This window comes from Streptomyces caniscabiei, assembly GCF_014930365.1.
GTDB classification, from domain to species: Bacteria; Actinomycetota; Actinomycetes; order Streptomycetales; family Streptomycetaceae; genus Streptomyces; species Streptomyces caniscabiei.
Genome location: NZ_JABXWI010000042.1, coordinates 1 through 14,435 on the forward strand (window position 1 = coordinate 1; position 14,435 = coordinate 14,435).

The 14,435-nt window shown below is 68.3% G+C and carries 19 protein-coding genes, 1 tRNA gene and 1 pseudogene; 3 read left to right on the forward strand and 18 right to left on the reverse strand.

Going from position 1 to position 14,435, the window contains the following annotated elements; genetic code table 11:
* From HW837_RS47500 to HW837_RS47545, 10 genes and pseudogenes are all read right to left on the reverse strand, one after another.
* Window positions 1-1,326 (reverse strand): annotated as a pseudogene (locus tag HW837_RS47500) (cell division protein FtsK); the annotation flags it as partial.
* Between the two features lie 87 nt (window positions 1,327-1,413).
* Window positions 1,414-1,596: a DUF6257 family protein gene (locus HW837_RS47505; RefSeq protein WP_193383574.1), complete on the reverse strand. Its 183-nt coding sequence runs from the start codon at window positions 1,594-1,596 to the stop codon at window positions 1,414-1,416.
* Window positions 1,597-1,599: 3 nt separating this feature from the next.
* The gene (locus HW837_RS47510; protein ID WP_193383575.1) at window positions 1,600-1,905 is read right to left on the reverse strand and encodes a hypothetical protein; all 306 of its coding nucleotides are present in this window, start codon (window positions 1,903-1,905) and stop codon (window positions 1,600-1,602) included.
* Entirely contained in the window at window positions 1,902-2,069 is a 168-nt protein-coding gene (locus HW837_RS47515) for a hypothetical protein (RefSeq protein WP_193383576.1), read from the reverse strand. The genes HW837_RS47510 and HW837_RS47515 overlap by 4 nt, the downstream gene beginning before the upstream one ends.
* Window positions 2,066-3,019: a hypothetical protein gene (locus HW837_RS47520; protein ID WP_193383577.1), complete on the reverse strand. Its 954-nt coding sequence runs from the start codon at window positions 3,017-3,019 to the stop codon at window positions 2,066-2,068. The genes HW837_RS47515 and HW837_RS47520 overlap by 4 nt, the downstream gene beginning before the upstream one ends.
* Window positions 3,016-3,219: a hypothetical protein gene (locus HW837_RS47525; protein ID WP_193383578.1), complete on the reverse strand. Its 204-nt coding sequence runs from the start codon at window positions 3,217-3,219 to the stop codon at window positions 3,016-3,018. The genes HW837_RS47520 and HW837_RS47525 overlap by 4 nt, the downstream gene beginning before the upstream one ends.
* A complete protein-coding gene (locus tag HW837_RS47530; protein WP_193383579.1) occupies window positions 3,216-3,584 on the reverse strand; it encodes a DUF6907 domain-containing protein in 369 nt (122 codons plus the stop codon). Before HW837_RS47530 ends, HW837_RS47525 begins: the two co-directional genes overlap by 4 nt.
* A complete protein-coding gene (locus HW837_RS49485; RefSeq protein ID WP_237270736.1) occupies window positions 3,581-4,228 on the reverse strand; it encodes a hypothetical protein in 648 nt (215 codons plus the stop codon). Before HW837_RS49485 ends, HW837_RS47530 begins: the two co-directional genes overlap by 4 nt.
* Window positions 4,229-4,317: 89 nt before the next feature.
* Window positions 4,318-4,938 (reverse strand): hypothetical protein, encoded by a 621-nt coding sequence (locus HW837_RS47540; protein ID WP_193383580.1) that lies wholly within the window; start codon window positions 4,936-4,938, stop codon window positions 4,318-4,320.
* Window positions 4,939-5,049: 111 nt separating this feature from the next.
* On the reverse strand, window positions 5,050-5,442 hold the full coding sequence (locus tag HW837_RS47545) for a hypothetical protein (RefSeq protein WP_193383581.1): 393 nt from the start codon (window positions 5,440-5,442) through the stop codon (window positions 5,050-5,052).
* Window positions 5,443-5,654: 212 nt separating this feature from the next.
* On the opposite strand from HW837_RS47545, the gene HW837_RS47550 reads away from it, so the two are divergent.
* Both HW837_RS47550 and HW837_RS47555 read left to right on the forward strand, forming a co-directional pair.
* Window positions 5,655-5,885: a hypothetical protein gene (locus HW837_RS47550; RefSeq protein WP_193383582.1), complete on the forward strand. Its 231-nt coding sequence runs from the start codon at window positions 5,655-5,657 to the stop codon at window positions 5,883-5,885.
* A 413-nt stretch (window positions 5,886-6,298) separates the two neighbouring features.
* Window positions 6,299-6,371, forward strand: a tRNA-Arg gene (locus tag HW837_RS47555).
* A gap of 293 nt (window positions 6,372-6,664) precedes the next feature.
* On the opposite strand, the gene HW837_RS50225 is transcribed toward HW837_RS47555, so the two are convergent.
* The 8 genes from HW837_RS50225 to HW837_RS47595 all read right to left on the reverse strand — a co-directional run bounded on the left by HW837_RS50225 (window position 6,665) and on the right by HW837_RS47595 (window position 13,431).
* A complete protein-coding gene (locus tag HW837_RS50225; RefSeq protein ID WP_193382236.1) occupies window positions 6,665-7,396 on the reverse strand; it encodes an RICIN domain-containing protein in 732 nt (243 codons plus the stop codon).
* 272 nt (window positions 7,397-7,668) lie between these two features.
* Window positions 7,669-8,919 (reverse strand): site-specific integrase, encoded by a 1,251-nt coding sequence (locus HW837_RS47565; protein WP_193382235.1) that lies wholly within the window; start codon window positions 8,917-8,919, stop codon window positions 7,669-7,671.
* Window positions 8,919-9,101, reverse strand: a complete 183-nt coding sequence (locus HW837_RS47570) for a helix-turn-helix domain-containing protein (protein WP_037725985.1) — start codon at window positions 9,099-9,101, stop codon at window positions 8,919-8,921. The genes HW837_RS47565 and HW837_RS47570 overlap by 1 nt, the downstream gene beginning before the upstream one ends.
* Window positions 9,098-10,561 carry a replication initiator gene (locus HW837_RS47575; protein WP_193382234.1) on the reverse strand — a complete coding sequence of 488 codons (1,464 nt, stop codon included), beginning with the start codon at window positions 10,559-10,561 and terminating at the stop codon, window positions 9,098-9,100. The genes HW837_RS47570 and HW837_RS47575 overlap by 4 nt, the downstream gene beginning before the upstream one ends.
* 152 nt (window positions 10,562-10,713) lie before the next feature.
* Window positions 10,714-11,409 carry a DUF2637 domain-containing protein gene (locus HW837_RS47580; protein ID WP_193382233.1) on the reverse strand — a complete coding sequence of 232 codons (696 nt, stop codon included), beginning with the start codon at window positions 11,407-11,409 and terminating at the stop codon, window positions 10,714-10,716.
* A 59-nt stretch (window positions 11,410-11,468) separates the two neighbouring features.
* A complete protein-coding gene (locus HW837_RS47585; protein ID WP_193382232.1) occupies window positions 11,469-12,875 on the reverse strand; it encodes an FtsK/SpoIIIE domain-containing protein in 1,407 nt (468 codons plus the stop codon).
* Window positions 12,872-13,084 (reverse strand): hypothetical protein, encoded by a 213-nt coding sequence (locus HW837_RS47590; protein ID WP_193382231.1) that lies wholly within the window; start codon window positions 13,082-13,084, stop codon window positions 12,872-12,874. Before HW837_RS47590 ends, HW837_RS47585 begins: the two co-directional genes overlap by 4 nt.
* On the reverse strand, window positions 13,081-13,431 hold the full coding sequence (locus HW837_RS47595) for an SCO3933 family regulatory protein (RefSeq protein ID WP_006381100.1): 351 nt from the start codon (window positions 13,429-13,431) through the stop codon (window positions 13,081-13,083). The genes HW837_RS47590 and HW837_RS47595 overlap by 4 nt, the downstream gene beginning before the upstream one ends.
* A 171-nt stretch (window positions 13,432-13,602) precedes the next feature.
* On the opposite strand from HW837_RS47595, the gene HW837_RS47600 reads away from it, so the two are divergent.
* Window positions 13,603-14,073 (forward strand): GntR family transcriptional regulator, encoded by a 471-nt coding sequence (locus HW837_RS47600; RefSeq protein WP_193382230.1) that lies wholly within the window; start codon window positions 13,603-13,605, stop codon window positions 14,071-14,073.
* Window positions 14,074-14,435 lie beyond the last annotated feature (362 nt).

Consider the following 14,435-nt stretch of genomic DNA (forward strand, 5'->3'; position numbering starts at 1 on the left):
GGGGTGCAGGCCGAGGCTCTTGTCGTTCGCGAGGGCCGGGGTGACCTTCGATTCGGGGCAGCGGGCGTGCGGCAGGCCCTTGATGACCTTCGCGCGGCGCCGCAGCTCCTCCTTCACCTCGCGGAGCGCGTGGAGGATGTACTCGATGTCGTCGTCCTCCTCGCCGGCCCGGTAGCGGTGGGCGACGGGCTCGAGGGCGCGGAGGTCGCCGGTGCCCTTCAGGTCGAACGGCAGCAGCCAGGCCCGCGGGTCGAGGGCGGCGATCAGCAGCAGCAGGCGGAGCAGGAACGTCTTGCCCATGCGGGGGATGGACCCGATGACGATCGAGGCGAACATGAGGGTGACCTCGACCCACCGCATCCGCTGGTCGTTGCCGAACACGATGGGCTTGAACAGGTCGACCTGCCCGTCCTTGAGGAGCGGCCACGCAGGCTTCGAAGTCTCGTTCATCGGCTTGTCGCCGACCCACAGGACCAGGCGGCCCTCGTGCTCGTTCTCGTCGCCGGAGGGCCAGACGCAGCCGACCTTGCGGCGCAGGCCGGAGGCGAGCTGCTCGCGCTTCTCCATGATGTCGTCGGGGGTGACGCCGTAGGGAAGGTCGAGGTCGGCTCGGTAGCCGGGCCCGTCGCGGACGATTTCGCTGGTGAAGCGCATGCCGTCCATGTCGCCGCCCTTCTTGATGGCGGCGGAGATCTTCGGGTTGCCGATGGAGTCGAGGCCGCGCAGCACGATCGTGCCGGTGAGCTTCTGCAACTCGGTGCGCATGACGGCCGGGCCGATGACCGGGGCGTCGGGCTGCTGCCCGAAGTACCCGAGGGTGAGCACCCCGCCAGCGGCGAACGCCCATAGGTACGCGGGCGCCATGACGTACAGCCAGAGCGCGAAGCCGAGGCCGAACACGGTGGCGACGACGGTGACCAGGCCACGGAGGCGGACGCGGTTGCCGCGCAGCCGGGCAAGGTGGAGGTACTCCTCGACGTCCTCGGTACGGACGGCGTGCCCGCGGAGCGGTGCGGCCTCGCGGTCCCACAGCCACCGGTTCGTCTCGACGACGAAACGGCAGGCGCCACGGGGCGCCATGGCAGCCAGCTGCACGGCGTACCAGGGGGAGCGCAGCCCGTGATAGGCGGCGGCGTAGCCGAGGCGAGCGCTGGTGTGGCGGGCGGCCGTGGCGAACTCGGTGCGGTCCTTCAGCCAGACGGGGAGGATCGGCCGGCGCTTCTCGTCGGTGACGCCGGGCTTGGGCAGGTTCGGGTTGTCGACGGGTACGGGCGCGGTGGGCGGCTCGGTGGTGTCGACGTCGGCGGGTACGACGGTGTCCGTCATGCTGGTCTCTCCGGTCGTTCAGTTTGGGCGGTCCGGGGCCCGGGGGCGGCCGTGGCCTGGACAGTTGGGGCCGTCCCCGGGGCGTGGCTACTTCTTGTTCTTGCGGCGGAGCGCCTGGCGCTCGATGCGCTCGACCTTGCGCTTCAGGTCGCTGATGTCGACGCCGTCACCGGCGAGGCCGCGCTTGCCCATGCGGGCGTGCAGGGCGACGACTCGCAGCTTCTCCGTCGTGGTGAAGTCGGCGAAGCGGATGTCGGGGTTGTCGGCCATGGGTCAGTTCCTCTTCTGGTAGTCGTCGAGCAGGTTCTTCAGGACGAGCAGGCAGACCGTGGCGCAGACCGCGCCGACGGCGACGGCGACGGCGAGGAGTGCGGCGGCCATGGCGAGGGCGGTGAGTGCGACCGCGCCGCCGATACCGGCCGCGACGTACGCGCCGTACGGGCGCTGTACCGGGGCGGGCGCCGGGGCGGGCGGCTGCTGCAGCTGCTGCGCCTGGAGGACGGCGGCGATCAGGCGGACCGTCTCGGTGTTGTCGGCGGCCTCGACGGCGTCGCGGGCGGCCTTCTCGATCTCGCTCACGTCGTCCTCCCTCGGGTGAGGTGGGGACGGGCGAGGACGCCGGCGGCGAAGCCGAGGACGACCGGCTCGACGAGGACGGGCAGCACCGCCGTGATGGTCACCAGCGGCGACCCGAACAGCAGCCAGACGAGGGCGAGAACGGCACCCAGGGCGAGAGCCTTCATGACGTCTCACCGTCCTCGGCGAGCGTCTTCTCACGGTTGTACAGGGCGTCGACCACGTCCCACCCGCCGGTCAGGCCACGGGCCTTCATGGCCTCCCGCATGGCCTCCCGGAACTTCCGCTTCGACGGCGGCGGGGTCGTGGCGTACAACTCGGCGGCGAGCATCGCCACGGCCCGCAGGTTCGCGTTCTGCGGCCCTTCCAGGGAGGGCGTGCCGGATTGGCACGGCGTGACCGGCACGGGGGCTTCAGTGAGGGCGAATCCCCCCGTGCCGCCTGCGGTTTCGTCGTCCGGCACACCCCCCGCGAGGAGGGCCTCAAGCTCGCGGTCGGAGACGAGGGCGGGAAGGTCGGTGTGCCAGTCCGGCACGGGGTGCTGGTCGATAATCTCGGCGTGCGCTTCGAGGGCCTGGTGAACGGTAGTGGTGGCTTCCGCTTCCGCTCGGCGGGTGTGCTTGACGATGCCGGCGGCGGCCTTCGTCTCGTCGGCCCGTGCGGTGGCCAGGGCGCGGGAGACGGCGATCTTGTCTCGGGTGGTGGCGCGGGTCCGGTCGATCGCCGACTGCGCTCGCGGGCTGATACGGGTCGTGTCGCGGTCGATCGCCATCACGAGCGTGGTCTTCGCGAGGACCGGGACCAGGGCGCCGACGACTGCGGTGAGAAGGTCGGCGGCGAGGACGCCGTGGACGGCGAGGACGGCGACGGTCAGCGGCAGGAAGATCCAGCCGAGCACCTTCGGGAGTCGGGCGCTGGTGCCCTGCCGGCGGTGCGCCGTCTCCATGCCGAGGGCGTACAGCCACACCGCGTCGAACAAGACGGCGACGGAGTACGCGAAGCCGGGGTGGGCGAGGGTGGTGAGGATGCCGCCGATGGCGACGACGGCCCAGACGACGGCGATGACGGTCAGCAGGGCGGGGAGCGCCCACGTGCCGGCCTTCTTCAGACGGTTCATGCTTCGCCCACCTCCATGGGGGCGGCGGCGCGTACGACGCGGTGCGCGCAGAGCTGGACGCCTTCACGGTCACGGCGCTCGTTCGCGACGAGCAGCGCGGCCATCAGGGCGGGGACGGGCGGGAGTCGCCGGCCGGACCGGGCGGCCGCGCGGATGGCGGCCACCTCGGTCGGGCGGGCGATACGGGAACGGCCGCTCACTGGCTGCTCCCGTCGAGGAGTACGGCGAGCCGGTCGGCGAACTCGCGCATCCGGTCGGCGGCGTGGTCGAGGCCGGCGGCCAGGTCGTAGAGGCTGGCCGGGGTGAGGGAGCCGGTGTAGCCGGACTGTTCGACGTACGCGCACGTGTCGCGGCTGGCGCGGTCGGCGTACGGGGTCTGCGCCAGCATCAGCCGGAACAACTCCGAGCCGTTGAACGTCAGCCGATGCTCGAGCCCGTAGTGGGTGAGGTCGGCGCGGTAGGTGCCCGGGTGGTGGTCGGTGTGACCGGTGCACCAGGCCGGGCAGGTGAGGGTGATCTCGCCGTGGTCGACTGTGGGGAGGGTGATCGGGCGGGGCTCGGTCACTGCTGCTCACCCCTCGCGCGGACCTCGTCGCGGGACAGCTGCTCCGGGCGGGTGCGCGGCCCGTCAATCCACGGGAACGGGCGCACACCCTGCGCGGCCTTGAAGACACGGATCGCGGTGCCGGGCGCGGCGTCGGGGAGGCCGTAGACGCGGCCGCCGTCGAGGCTGGCGAGGAGCCGGGCGCCGTGGTGCTCGCAGCCGCGGGCGCCGGCGTTCGTGGCGTCGAGGATGGTGACGGTGGGCGGCCCGCTGCAGGGGGTGGGGTCGTCGCCGTGCGCTGCCGGGCAGCGGACGGGCGACTCCACCCTCGCGGCGACGGCTTCGGCGCCGTGTTCGGTCAGCTGCGCGTCGTCGCGGTGGTGCTGGGCGCGGCGGTCGGCGCTGCTGGCGTAGTCGTCACGGCACAGCCGGTGCAGCTCGGCGACGGGCGTACGCGACGACTCGGCACCGACCGCGCGCAGCAGGATCCGGAGGGCCTCGGCGAGGGCGCCGTGCGCGCGGTTCACGGCGAACAGGTCGGCGTGGTCAACGTGCTGGTGCTCGGCGAGGAGCAGCTGCGCGACACGGGCGGCGACGGCCAGGTCGGACGGCTCGGGAAGGGCCGGGGTGGACGGGGGCCCGTAGCTGGGTACGGTGCTGGTCAAGGTCTGACTCCTGGTCTGCTCAGGGGTTCGGATCCAGGCCCCGGGCCAGCGGTTGCGTCGCTGAGCCCGGGGCCGTCCTGTGTGGCGGGTTACGCCGCGTCGCGGGCCTGGTTCATCAGCTCCAGGACCCGCTCGAAGACCTCGGCGGGGTGGGCGCCGTCCCGCACGATGGCGTTCTCGACGATCGTGAGGATGCAGGCGAACGCGGGCCCGGCGGTCTCCCGGACCGTGCGCACGTCGTGCAGGGCGCAGGCGGTGGCCGTCTGATCGGCGAGGTCGTCCAGCTCGTCGGCGAACTGGCGCAGCTCGCGCGCCTTCGTACGGGCCTGCTCCGGGGTGAGGTCGTGCCCCATGAACCCGATCTTCGGGGTGCTGGCGGAGAGGTGGATGAAGTTGGCCCAGATCTCCGGGTCGCCCTCCACTTCGAGGCCGGGGACGCCGATGGCGTCGCTGCCGTGGTCGATGTGGCGGCCGTTCTCGTCGACGTCGTCGAACTGCTCGCCGTCCCGGGTGGTGCAGAGACCCGGGTAGACGTGGCAGAGGGCGGGCTCGTCGGCGAGGAGCGCGTCGATGCGGGGGTGGGTCAGGTCGACCTTGATGAGCGGCTTGCGGTGCTGGTCGGCGTTGAGGCAGGGCGCGAGGGCGGCGGGCGTGGCCATCACGCCGAAGACGTTGCTGGTGGGGGCCTGGATCTGGTCGGTGTTGAGCACGGTGGTGCCTTTCTCCGCTGGCTGATCTGTGGCTGAAGTTCTTGGGGCGGTGCGCCGGCCGGGGCGGGGTTCCTCGCCCGCGCCCGGACCGGCGCTGTTACGGAGCGGCTGCTACGCGGCGGCGGCGAAGGCGGCGATCAGGGCGACGGCGGCCTTGATCTCCGGCTTGCGGGGCTTGTACGCGCCGAGGAGGGTGCCGACCTGGCCGAGGCTGTAACGCGAGACCGTGCGGGTCTGGCGGGCGCGGCCACCGGCGACGGTGCGGCGGGTGCGGGCCTGCTCGGCGGGGACGAGGCCGAGGCGCTTCGCGACGGAGCGGAGGCCGTTCGCGGTGCCGGCGGCCGTGTCGCGGTCGACACCGGCGGCGATCGCGACGGTGGCCAGCGAGCGGGGGCGGCGGCGGCACGAGGCGGCGAGGCGGGTCTCGGCGCAGCGGCGGCGGAGGGTGGCTCGAAGGGCACGGCGGGTCGTGCGGTGCTCGCGGCGGATGGCAGACTTCTTCATCAGCGGGTCTCCTGTTAGCGCAGGTGATTCCGTCAGGCCCTCGTTCGGTGCTCCAACACCGACGGGGGCCGCTTGCGTTGTCGTCCGGTTTCCCTTCCGACACCTCCACTCTAGGGAACATCGTGTTCCCTGTCAAAGGTTTCTGGCCTAGTAATCTTCACTGATCTTGAGTAACGTCATGTTCCATGACTGCGAATGGAACACTGTGTGTCATGGATAAGCGATCACTGGAGCACATCGCGCGCCGGTTCAGGGAGGCTGAGACGCGGGCCGACATCCTCCGCAAAGAGCTCGCCGCGGCTATCCGGCAGGCCGACGCGGACGAGATCCCCCAAAAGGACATCTGCGAGGTGACTGGCTACACCCGTCAGCAGGTTCGACGCATCGTCCTCGCCGGTGCAGAAGAAGGCGACGAAAGCGCAGGTCCGAACCCCTCGAAGTAGTGCGCAGCGCCGTGCAGTTGATGGCACGGCGCTGGCACCAAGTGGCCCGTAGGTGTTCCGACAGGGGTCAACCACGCCAGACGGCAATGCGGCAGTGACCTGCGGCGGAGCGCCTAGAGCCTGCGTCGTCCGTCACCGTCATACGACAGGCAACACACTGCTAATGCGGTTTGGGACTTCAATCCCATCGAGGGTTCAAATCCCTCCGCCTCCGCGCTTGATCACCGAAGCCCCGGTCCACAGGACCGGGGCTTCGTCGTTCCCGCCTTCGCTCCAGACCACCTGAACGAGCTGTTTTCCCAGCTCACAAGGGGTGCGGTAAACGGATTTCACATGGCGACGGCAGTCATGTAATGTTCTTCCTGTCGCCGCGAACGGGCCGAAAGGGCCGGGACCGACGGAAAGCAGAACAAGCACTCGTAGCTTAACGGATAGAGCATCTGACTACGGATCAGAAGGTTGCAGGTTCGAATCCTGCCGAGTGCACAGCAGACCAGAGGCCCTGTGGAGTGATCCACAGGGCCTCTGGTCTTGGTGTTGACGGCAGTGGTTGACGGCAACCGCCTGGCAGGCAGACGTGGGGCCGAGCTGGCTGCTCCGGGATGCTGGCTGCGTAGCCGTCGCATCCGACTGATTGCCGTCATGGCGCATGCGTCCCCGAGTCGCTTGAAGGCAGACTGCTGAGCAGGCGCCCCCAGCAGCCGAGCCCGGTCGTGACGTCGTAGGGATGCCCGGTTGTGTGCGCCGGCCGTGTCGTGGCTGTGTGCAGTCTCGGCTGCTCACTCTGAGAGCGTCCAGTACATCTCGTCGGCGGGTTCGGGTTTTTCCACCGTATCCCACGTCTGTATGTCCGCCGAAGGCGCTGTGCTGGGTCCGCGAATGGTTAGGCAGAGCACTCCGGACCAAACTCGACCTTCTTGGAACTCCCATACTTGCGGATCGCTTTGCTCGCATGCCTGTGCCAGCATGGTTGCACCGCCGCCATTTTTTTCCGGGGCCATGCAGCGACCGCCGTGGTTAACGATCTCGCCGCGGCGGCTCAGTTTCCACTGCTGCTCCTTTTTGTCAGAGCAAGGTGCTGTGACGATGGCGCTTTCTGTTGCTTCCATGCACAGGCCCTTGTAGGAGCCTTTGGTTGCCCGGATGTTCTGCCACTCATCTGGTGCTTTGGAGTGCTCGGATGAAGCATCGTTTGTGTTGCTGCTTTTATTCTCCGGCTTAGGGGTCTGTGACGTTTCAGCGGGTGAAGATTTTGGATCGGCGGTTCTCGACGTGCTGGAGGGGGACGGCTCTGCTGTGCGCCCAGGGCGAGCCGAGCTGGGAGGCTCTTTGCGCTCTGGGAGTGCGGCAACAAAGTATGTAGCGAGAAGAGCGACGACTCCGACGGCAATCGCCATCACGCCAACTTGGGTGGTTGTGTCAGCCCCCTTCGCTAGCAGTATGAGGTAAACGATAACAAGCACGAGCAACGATGCTGCGACGAGGATGACTATCGTGGTTACCCTGTCCACCTATTCTCCTTGGTGAGGGTGTGTGATCCCTCAGTCAAGGGTGACGATCCAACCACCCGATCAAGTTCCGGTGGGGTAGGCGTAGTTTTTCTACGACTACGAGTGTGATCGGCCGACAAATTTTCGTACCGGCCTTATTATCGATCAGGCTGTAATCGTGAGTGACGGGTGGTGTGCCAACTCCTTAGGGAGGGCAGTTGGGTCGTAAAGGATCTAGATGCCCTGTTGAAATGATCAACAGGGCATCTAGTGTGCTGGGCTTCTGAATGTCATCAGCGTTGTTGCAGTTCTCCGGGTCCCCGCAGGGCCTTGCCCACGCGGTCAAACGCGAAGCGCTGAGAGTCGAGCCGTACAAAGGTGTAGATGTCCATGGTCACGCGGATTGAGCTATGGCCCAAGACTTCCATGATCATGCGAGCATCGGCTCCCTGTTCGTGGAGGAGAGACGCGCACGTGTGGCGGAGGTCGTGGAAGCGGACCTTGCGGACGCCGGCCCGGATGGAGAGCGCCTCGAAGGAGCGGTTCAGATTGCGTGGCTCGATGGGGGTGCCGTTCCTGGTGGTGAAGACCAAGCCCTGCCCCGTCCCCGTCCAGTTGTTGCCCGCCGCCTTCTGGTCGGCGATCTGCTGCGCGCGCTGAGCACGGAGCGCGGTCACGCACTCGGATGGCAGGGCCACGCGGCGGGCCGAGCGCTGCGTCTTCGGCGCGACGATCAGCAGTTCGCCGCCGACCCGCTGAAGGGCCTGCCGGACAGTGAGGACACCTTCGTGGAGATCTACGTCCGACCAGCGCAGCCCCAGCAGCTCACCCCGCCGCAGCCCGACGCGGACCGCCAGCTCGTACGCGGCCCACAGCCGGTTGTCGCGGGCCGCTGTCAGAAGCTGACGCCCCTCTCTGGCCGTGAGCGGTTCGATCTCGCGCTTCGTGCCCATGCTCAGTTCCACGTTCCGGGCCACGTTTCGGGGTAGCTCGTCCTCACGCACGGCGTGCTGGAGGGCGGCCCGGAAGATCACCAGGAGGAAGCGCACGGTCCTGTCAGAGGGGAGCTTCTTGCAGCACTGGCCGAGGGCGCAGCAGCGCCGCTTGTGCTCCGGCCGCTTCTTGTCCTTGTTCTGCGCGCAGCACTGGCAGGTGACGGCGGTCTTCGCGAGGAAGGCTCGGATGTCGCGGGCGGTGAGCCGGACCAATTTCTTCCGACCGAAGTCCGGGGTGACGTAGTTGCGGACGAGGGACTCGTAGTTGACGTAGGTCGTCCTGCGGACCTTGCCCTGTGCGACGTGCGTCAGCCAGTACTTCAGGTACTCGGCGATGGTCATCTTGTTGGTGGCCACCGGGAGGCCGCTGAGGGAGTTGGCCTTGAGCTTGGTGAGCTTCTCGTGGGCGTCGTCCCAGGTCTTGCCGTAGACACTGCGCCGCTTGTACGTGCCGTCTGTCGTGAGGACGTACGCGCTGCCCTCCCAACGGCCGTCCTTGCGAAGGTAGATGGTGCCCTCGTTGTTGGCGTTCTTCTTCGGCTGGGCCATCAGGCAGCTTCCTGTTCGGTGCGGAGGGATATGTAGGCGTCCACGGCGGTAGCGCTGATGCGTCGGCAGCGGCCGATCTTGAAGGAGGCGAGTTCGCGGGAGCGGATCAGGTCGTGCACCTTCCAGCGGCTGATGCCGAGACGCTCGGCGACCTGGTCCACGGTGAGCACAGCGGTTGTCATGCAGGCAGAGCCCTTTCGTGCTTGAGCTGTTGGCTCCAGGCGAGGTCATGGCGGACCTGGGCGGCGAGGAGCTCTTCGCCGGGGCGGTAGCCGCTGCTGAGGTAGGTCCACGACGAGGCGGTGACGAGGGTGGTGTTCTCGTCGTCGACGGGGAGGCCGGCGCGGATGCGGGCGGCTTCGGCTTGAGCGGTGCGCCAGGCACGGCGTACGTCGCGGAGTGCGCCGAGGGTGGTCGAGTAGGCGCGTGACTTGCTGGAGAAGTGGCCGCGGAAGCCGAGCATGTGGGCCCACTTCCAAAGCTTGAGATCGGCGAACTCGGGGAGGTGGCCGAGCGCCCATGCAGTGCGGATCATCTGGCGTGCGTGCTGCTGGACGGGGAGATCGGTGAGCGGTTCGGCTTGGCCGGTGCCGTCGCAGTCGTCGCACAGGTCGCGAAAGCCGTCGGGGCCGCGTACGTAGCCGCGTCCGGCGCAGGGGCGGCATACGAGGGTGCGGTCCACGGTGCCCGCGCCCTCGGCGTTCTTCGTGGCGTACTTGGCGACGTATCCGGCGACCTTGGCGTCAGTGAGTTCGCCGTCACCCAGGGCCGAGATCTGGTCCACCTTGAACCGGTCGCCCCACCGGATGACGCGATCGCCGACCGCGTCCGACTCGACCGTGAGCCGGGCACGCTCGACGGCCAGGCCGACGGCGACGCGTAGGGCGTCGAAGGTGGCCCAGGCCGGGGGCGAGGTGGTGTGGCCGTCGGGACCGTCGAAGCGGACGACCGCGTGGAAGTGGACCAGGCCGCGTTGCTGGTACTCGGCGACCTTGGCGAAAGAGACGCGGAGAGCCGAGTTGAGTGCCTTCTGCGTCATGCCGAGGTGCTCGGCGAGGGCACGGCGTAGGTAGATCGTGAAGCGTGCCCACAGGGCCCCGGCGTGCGCGTTCCACAACACTGCGCCGGTGTAGTCGTAGCTTGCCGGGCGGAGTGGGGTGCCGAGTTCGGGAGCGTCTTGGGGGTGGCTCTCGCCGCATGTGCAGGGGCGGGGCTTGCGCCTGTCGGTCGTGGGGCGGTTGTGGACGGGGCCGAAGGACGGGGCGGTGAGGGTGACGAAGGCGCGGGGGTGGTCGCGGACGGTTTCGGCGACGTTCTTCCCGCCGGACAGTCCGGCCTTGATCAGGTGATAGGTGTCTGCGGCGTAGAGGCGGGAGCAGGCTGGGCAGCGGGAGGCCCGGCGGTTGCCGCAGGTGGTGAGGAGGCGTCCGGAGGGTTCGTCCTCGGAGCGGTAGGAGCGGATCACTTGCTTGGTGGTCTGGTCGGTGGTGATCGTCCAGCCGTGCAGGTTGACGGGACTGGTGCAGCCGCGAAGGTCGCGGACCTGTTCCGTCACGCGGTCGAAGTCGTCGGTGTTGGCCAGTTCGACCAGGTCCCGCAGGCCGGGGCTGATGACGTGGCGCAGGTCGAGGGGGCGGCGCATGGGTGGCGGGGTGTCCTCTCTGGCGCGAGGGTGAGGACCTGCGGGCAGCAGCGATTCAGTGCGCTCGGGCTGCTGCCCGCAGGCATGGCGAGTCGGGCCCAGGGGCGGGCGGCGGTGGGAGGTGCCGGAGAAGCCGGCGGAAGGGCGGAGTTCTACAGCGCGGCGTGAAGCGCGGTGGCCATGGGCAGGCCGATCCCGAGTCGTGTCTTGAGCTGGGCCGCCGTGATCGGTTCGCCGTGCTCGGTGTGGTGGGACATCGCGATGGATCGGGCTTCGGTCAGCAGCGGCTCAGGAACCTTGACCGCAGTCGAAGCGGGCGCCGGGGCGATGGGAGGAGCGACCGGGGCCGGGGCCGTAGTGAGCGGCACCGCAGGGCGGGGCGCGTCAGACGCAGTCTCTGGTACGGACTCGATCTTGTCTTGCTGGGAGGCCGGTACGGCAGGGCGCGCAACGGTGTGGAAGGCGCGTAGGAGCTGTGGGCCGACGGAGCCCCAGCCGAGGAGGAGCAGCGGGGCCACCGCGTCGACGGCGGCGCGGCCGTAGTGTCCGGCGACGATCGGTTCGGCGACGTTGAGGGCGAGGGTCAGCAGTCCGGAGAAGTGCATGAGGCGGGTGGCGGCCGTCATCTGGTCTGCGGGCACGCCGCGCAGGGAGAGGTAGCGGAGGGCGACCAGGAGGCCGACCACGGACAGGTCCACCATCGGGGCGATGAGCGGTGCGATCGGGCCGGGGACGCCGAGGCGCAGGGCGAGGGACCAGACGTTGCCGAAGGAGAAGACGAACGCCAGCGCAGCGATGACGATCATGACGGCGGTGATGGTGCGCTGAGTGATCCGGTCCTCTGTCATGGGATTTCACCTCCTCTCATGGAGCGTGAGGAACGTGCGAGCGCGGTCGGTCCGGTTGCTCAGGCGTCGAGCTTGGTGAGATCCGCGTCCGCCATGCGAGGGCCGAGGAGGGCTTCCAGGAGGGCGTACGGGTCGGCGGTGAGGCTGGCCGTCTGCTCGGCGACGCGAGCCGCTTCCGCGTCGGGCACGTAGGGCGTGCGGATGCGGGTGAAGCCGGGCTGCGACTGGTGGTTCATGGACGCGACGCCGACGTAGGTGGGGTCCTGGAGGTTGATCGGGTTGGCGTCCGGCCACTCCCGGATCTCGTCACCGAGGGCTGCCACGGCGGCTTCGGCGGTCTTCTGCGCGAAGCTCAGGCCGACGGGGCAGACGTCGCGGATGAAAGTGGGGATCGCGTCGCCCGTGGACTTCTGCGTGGTGAGGATGACGAGCAGACCCACGGACCGGCCCTTCTTCACCAGGTCTTCCACGAGCCGGGCGTTCTCGGCGGCGAGCGCGGCCAGCTTCTTCGTCTGCTGGTCGCTGCCCTTGTGGTCGCGGAAGTAGGTGTGGGCTTCGTCGACGATCAGCACGACCAAGGGCCAGCTTTCGGAGGGCCCGACGTCCCACATGGACTTCACCCCGAGCACTTGGCGCACCGAGGCCGACCGTGCGCGGCGGAGCTCCACCAGGTGCCGGAACAGCTTGTTGGCCTCTTCCAAGTCGTCGCCCACGAAGGCGAACATCCGCTGGACCCACTCGGCGTAGTCGCCTTCGTACGCAGCCGACACCTTGCCGTCCGCGCAGGCGAACTGCACTGCGGGCGAGGGTGCCCAGTCGGAGAGAAGCCGGTTGATCAGGCTGGTTTTGCCGAAGCCGGGAAGGCCGGCCACGGTCACGCCGGGCACCTGCGTGAGGTTCACGGATACGGGTTGCGCGTACTCGTCGAGGCCCAGGTCCCACCGGGCCGTCTCTTCCGGTGCGTCGCCCGAGGGGTGGTGCTCGGTGGGGAACTTCAGTGGGTCCAGTCGCACACCCCGGATGAGGACCTGCCCAGGCTTGTCCTGGGTGACCGCTACTCGTGTGCACCGCCAGGCGTCCGCCAGGTGCGGACCCGCTTTCTGGAACTGTTGGAGTCCAACTCCAGGCAGGCACTGTGCCCGCGCGATCACTCCGTACGCGTCGTGCTTCACCTTCAGGGCCGGGATGAGGACGCGCGGCTTGTTGGGCTTGCCCTGTGTGTTCGCCAGCGACGCGAGCGCGTTCGGGGTCTTGTCCGTGGCCGACAGCTTGAGCATCGGTGCCAGTCGCTTCCAGCCCCACCGCACGCGTATGGCTTGCTGAATGGACTGCCGGGTCATGGCGTCGGCGCGCACGTAGCGGACTACCCACCAGGCTGCCCATCCGACGAGCGAGGCGAGCACCAGGGCGAAGATGATCGGGACGTGACCGAATATCCCTTCCACCGGGGCGTTCGGATCCTTCATGCGTGGCTCTCCATCGGGTTGTAGAGGAAGGCCGCGAGGGCCGATTCGAGGGCCGCCCGATCCGCCGAGGTGGCGAGGCGGGCATAGCCATAGCCGACGAGCACGGCCGTCACCGAAGGCACGAGTGCTTCGGTGAACCGGGCATCCGGACCGGCGTGAGACAGCGGGTAGCTGCGTTCAGCGCCGGACCGGAGAACGGTGTCGTTCACGCCGCTTCGGCCGCCGGGGCCACCAGGTCCAGCCGACCCGCGCGGTAGGCGATGCCGTCGGAGAGAGAGCCGTTGAAGATCCGCGCCCACGGAGTGGCGAACAGCTCCACCGGCATGACCGGGACACCCGGACGGAGGCCGTTGGGCAGGCCCGTTTCCGGAACGGTGATCTTCAGAGCCTCGGCGCGGTCCTCCTCCATGAAGAAGAGGGTGATCGTGTAGAGCTTCGCGCCGGTCTCACGGTCGGTCGCGAACTGTGTCTTCTCCTGGTCCGCGTACTTCGGCACCGGCAGGGTGCCGACCATGAACGACGAGGTGGGGAGCAGGCCAACACGGATGCGTGCCATGGGAGTTAGTTCCTTTCGCTGCGCTCCACCCAGGGCGGTGGGGCGTGATCACCATTGAACATAGCTGACCTAGCAGTATCAAGTGAATCGGGTGAGCTAGACATCAACTGACGTAGGCCACCTATGTCAGTGGGGTGTGCTAGGGGTGCTAGAAATCGCTACTCTTGGGCCATGAGCCCCGCGCCAGAGAGCAAGCAGGACCGTCGGCCGCCGTATCAGCACGCTGCCGACGAGCTTCGGCGCGACATCTTGCAGGGGCGGATCAAGCCCGGCGAGCAGATGCCGGCCATTCGCGAGCTACAGGAACGCTTCGGCGTGGCCAACATGACGATGAGGTCCGCGCTCAACGTGCTGCGCGACGAGGGCCTGATCTACACGATCCATGGCCGAGGGAGCTTCGTCGCTGACCATGACGGTGGGGGCGAGTTCTCTGCGAACTACACCGCGCCAGCTTGGTACTTGTCGAAGAAGGGCCAGGCAGAGCCAGGAGAGGGAAGGCCCGACGACGCTGAAGCCGCCGGGGCCAACCTCGCCGACATCCTCACATCGCTACGCGACGAGATCCGTGCCCTTAGTGCTGATCACCAGGAACTACGCCGTGAGGTAGAGGAGTTGAAGGCAGCGCAGCAGTCGAAGTCGTAGTCCTGAGCTGGGCCACTTCCTCTCGCAGTTCCTTGGTCTCTCTGCTGAGGCGGACGACCATGGCCCGCATCTCCTCGATCAGTGCGACTACCTGATCCCTGTTCCCGACGTGAATGCTGGTCGACCCCATTTCGTTGTCCGGTATGTGCTCGGTCACCGCTCCCCGCTTGCTGCCGCGCCGTTGTTCCGTGCCGCGCTGTCCGAGCCGCCGGACCCTGCCCACGGCATCCGTGCCTCTCTCAGGTTGCTGGGCCACTGCCCTGCTGTCGGGTCCCAGCTGATGCACGACGTTCTGGTCCCACCTGAGGCTTGACGGTAGGCCTAGGAAACGTGGGAAGCCCCGTGGGGCTTGTTCGCTTTCA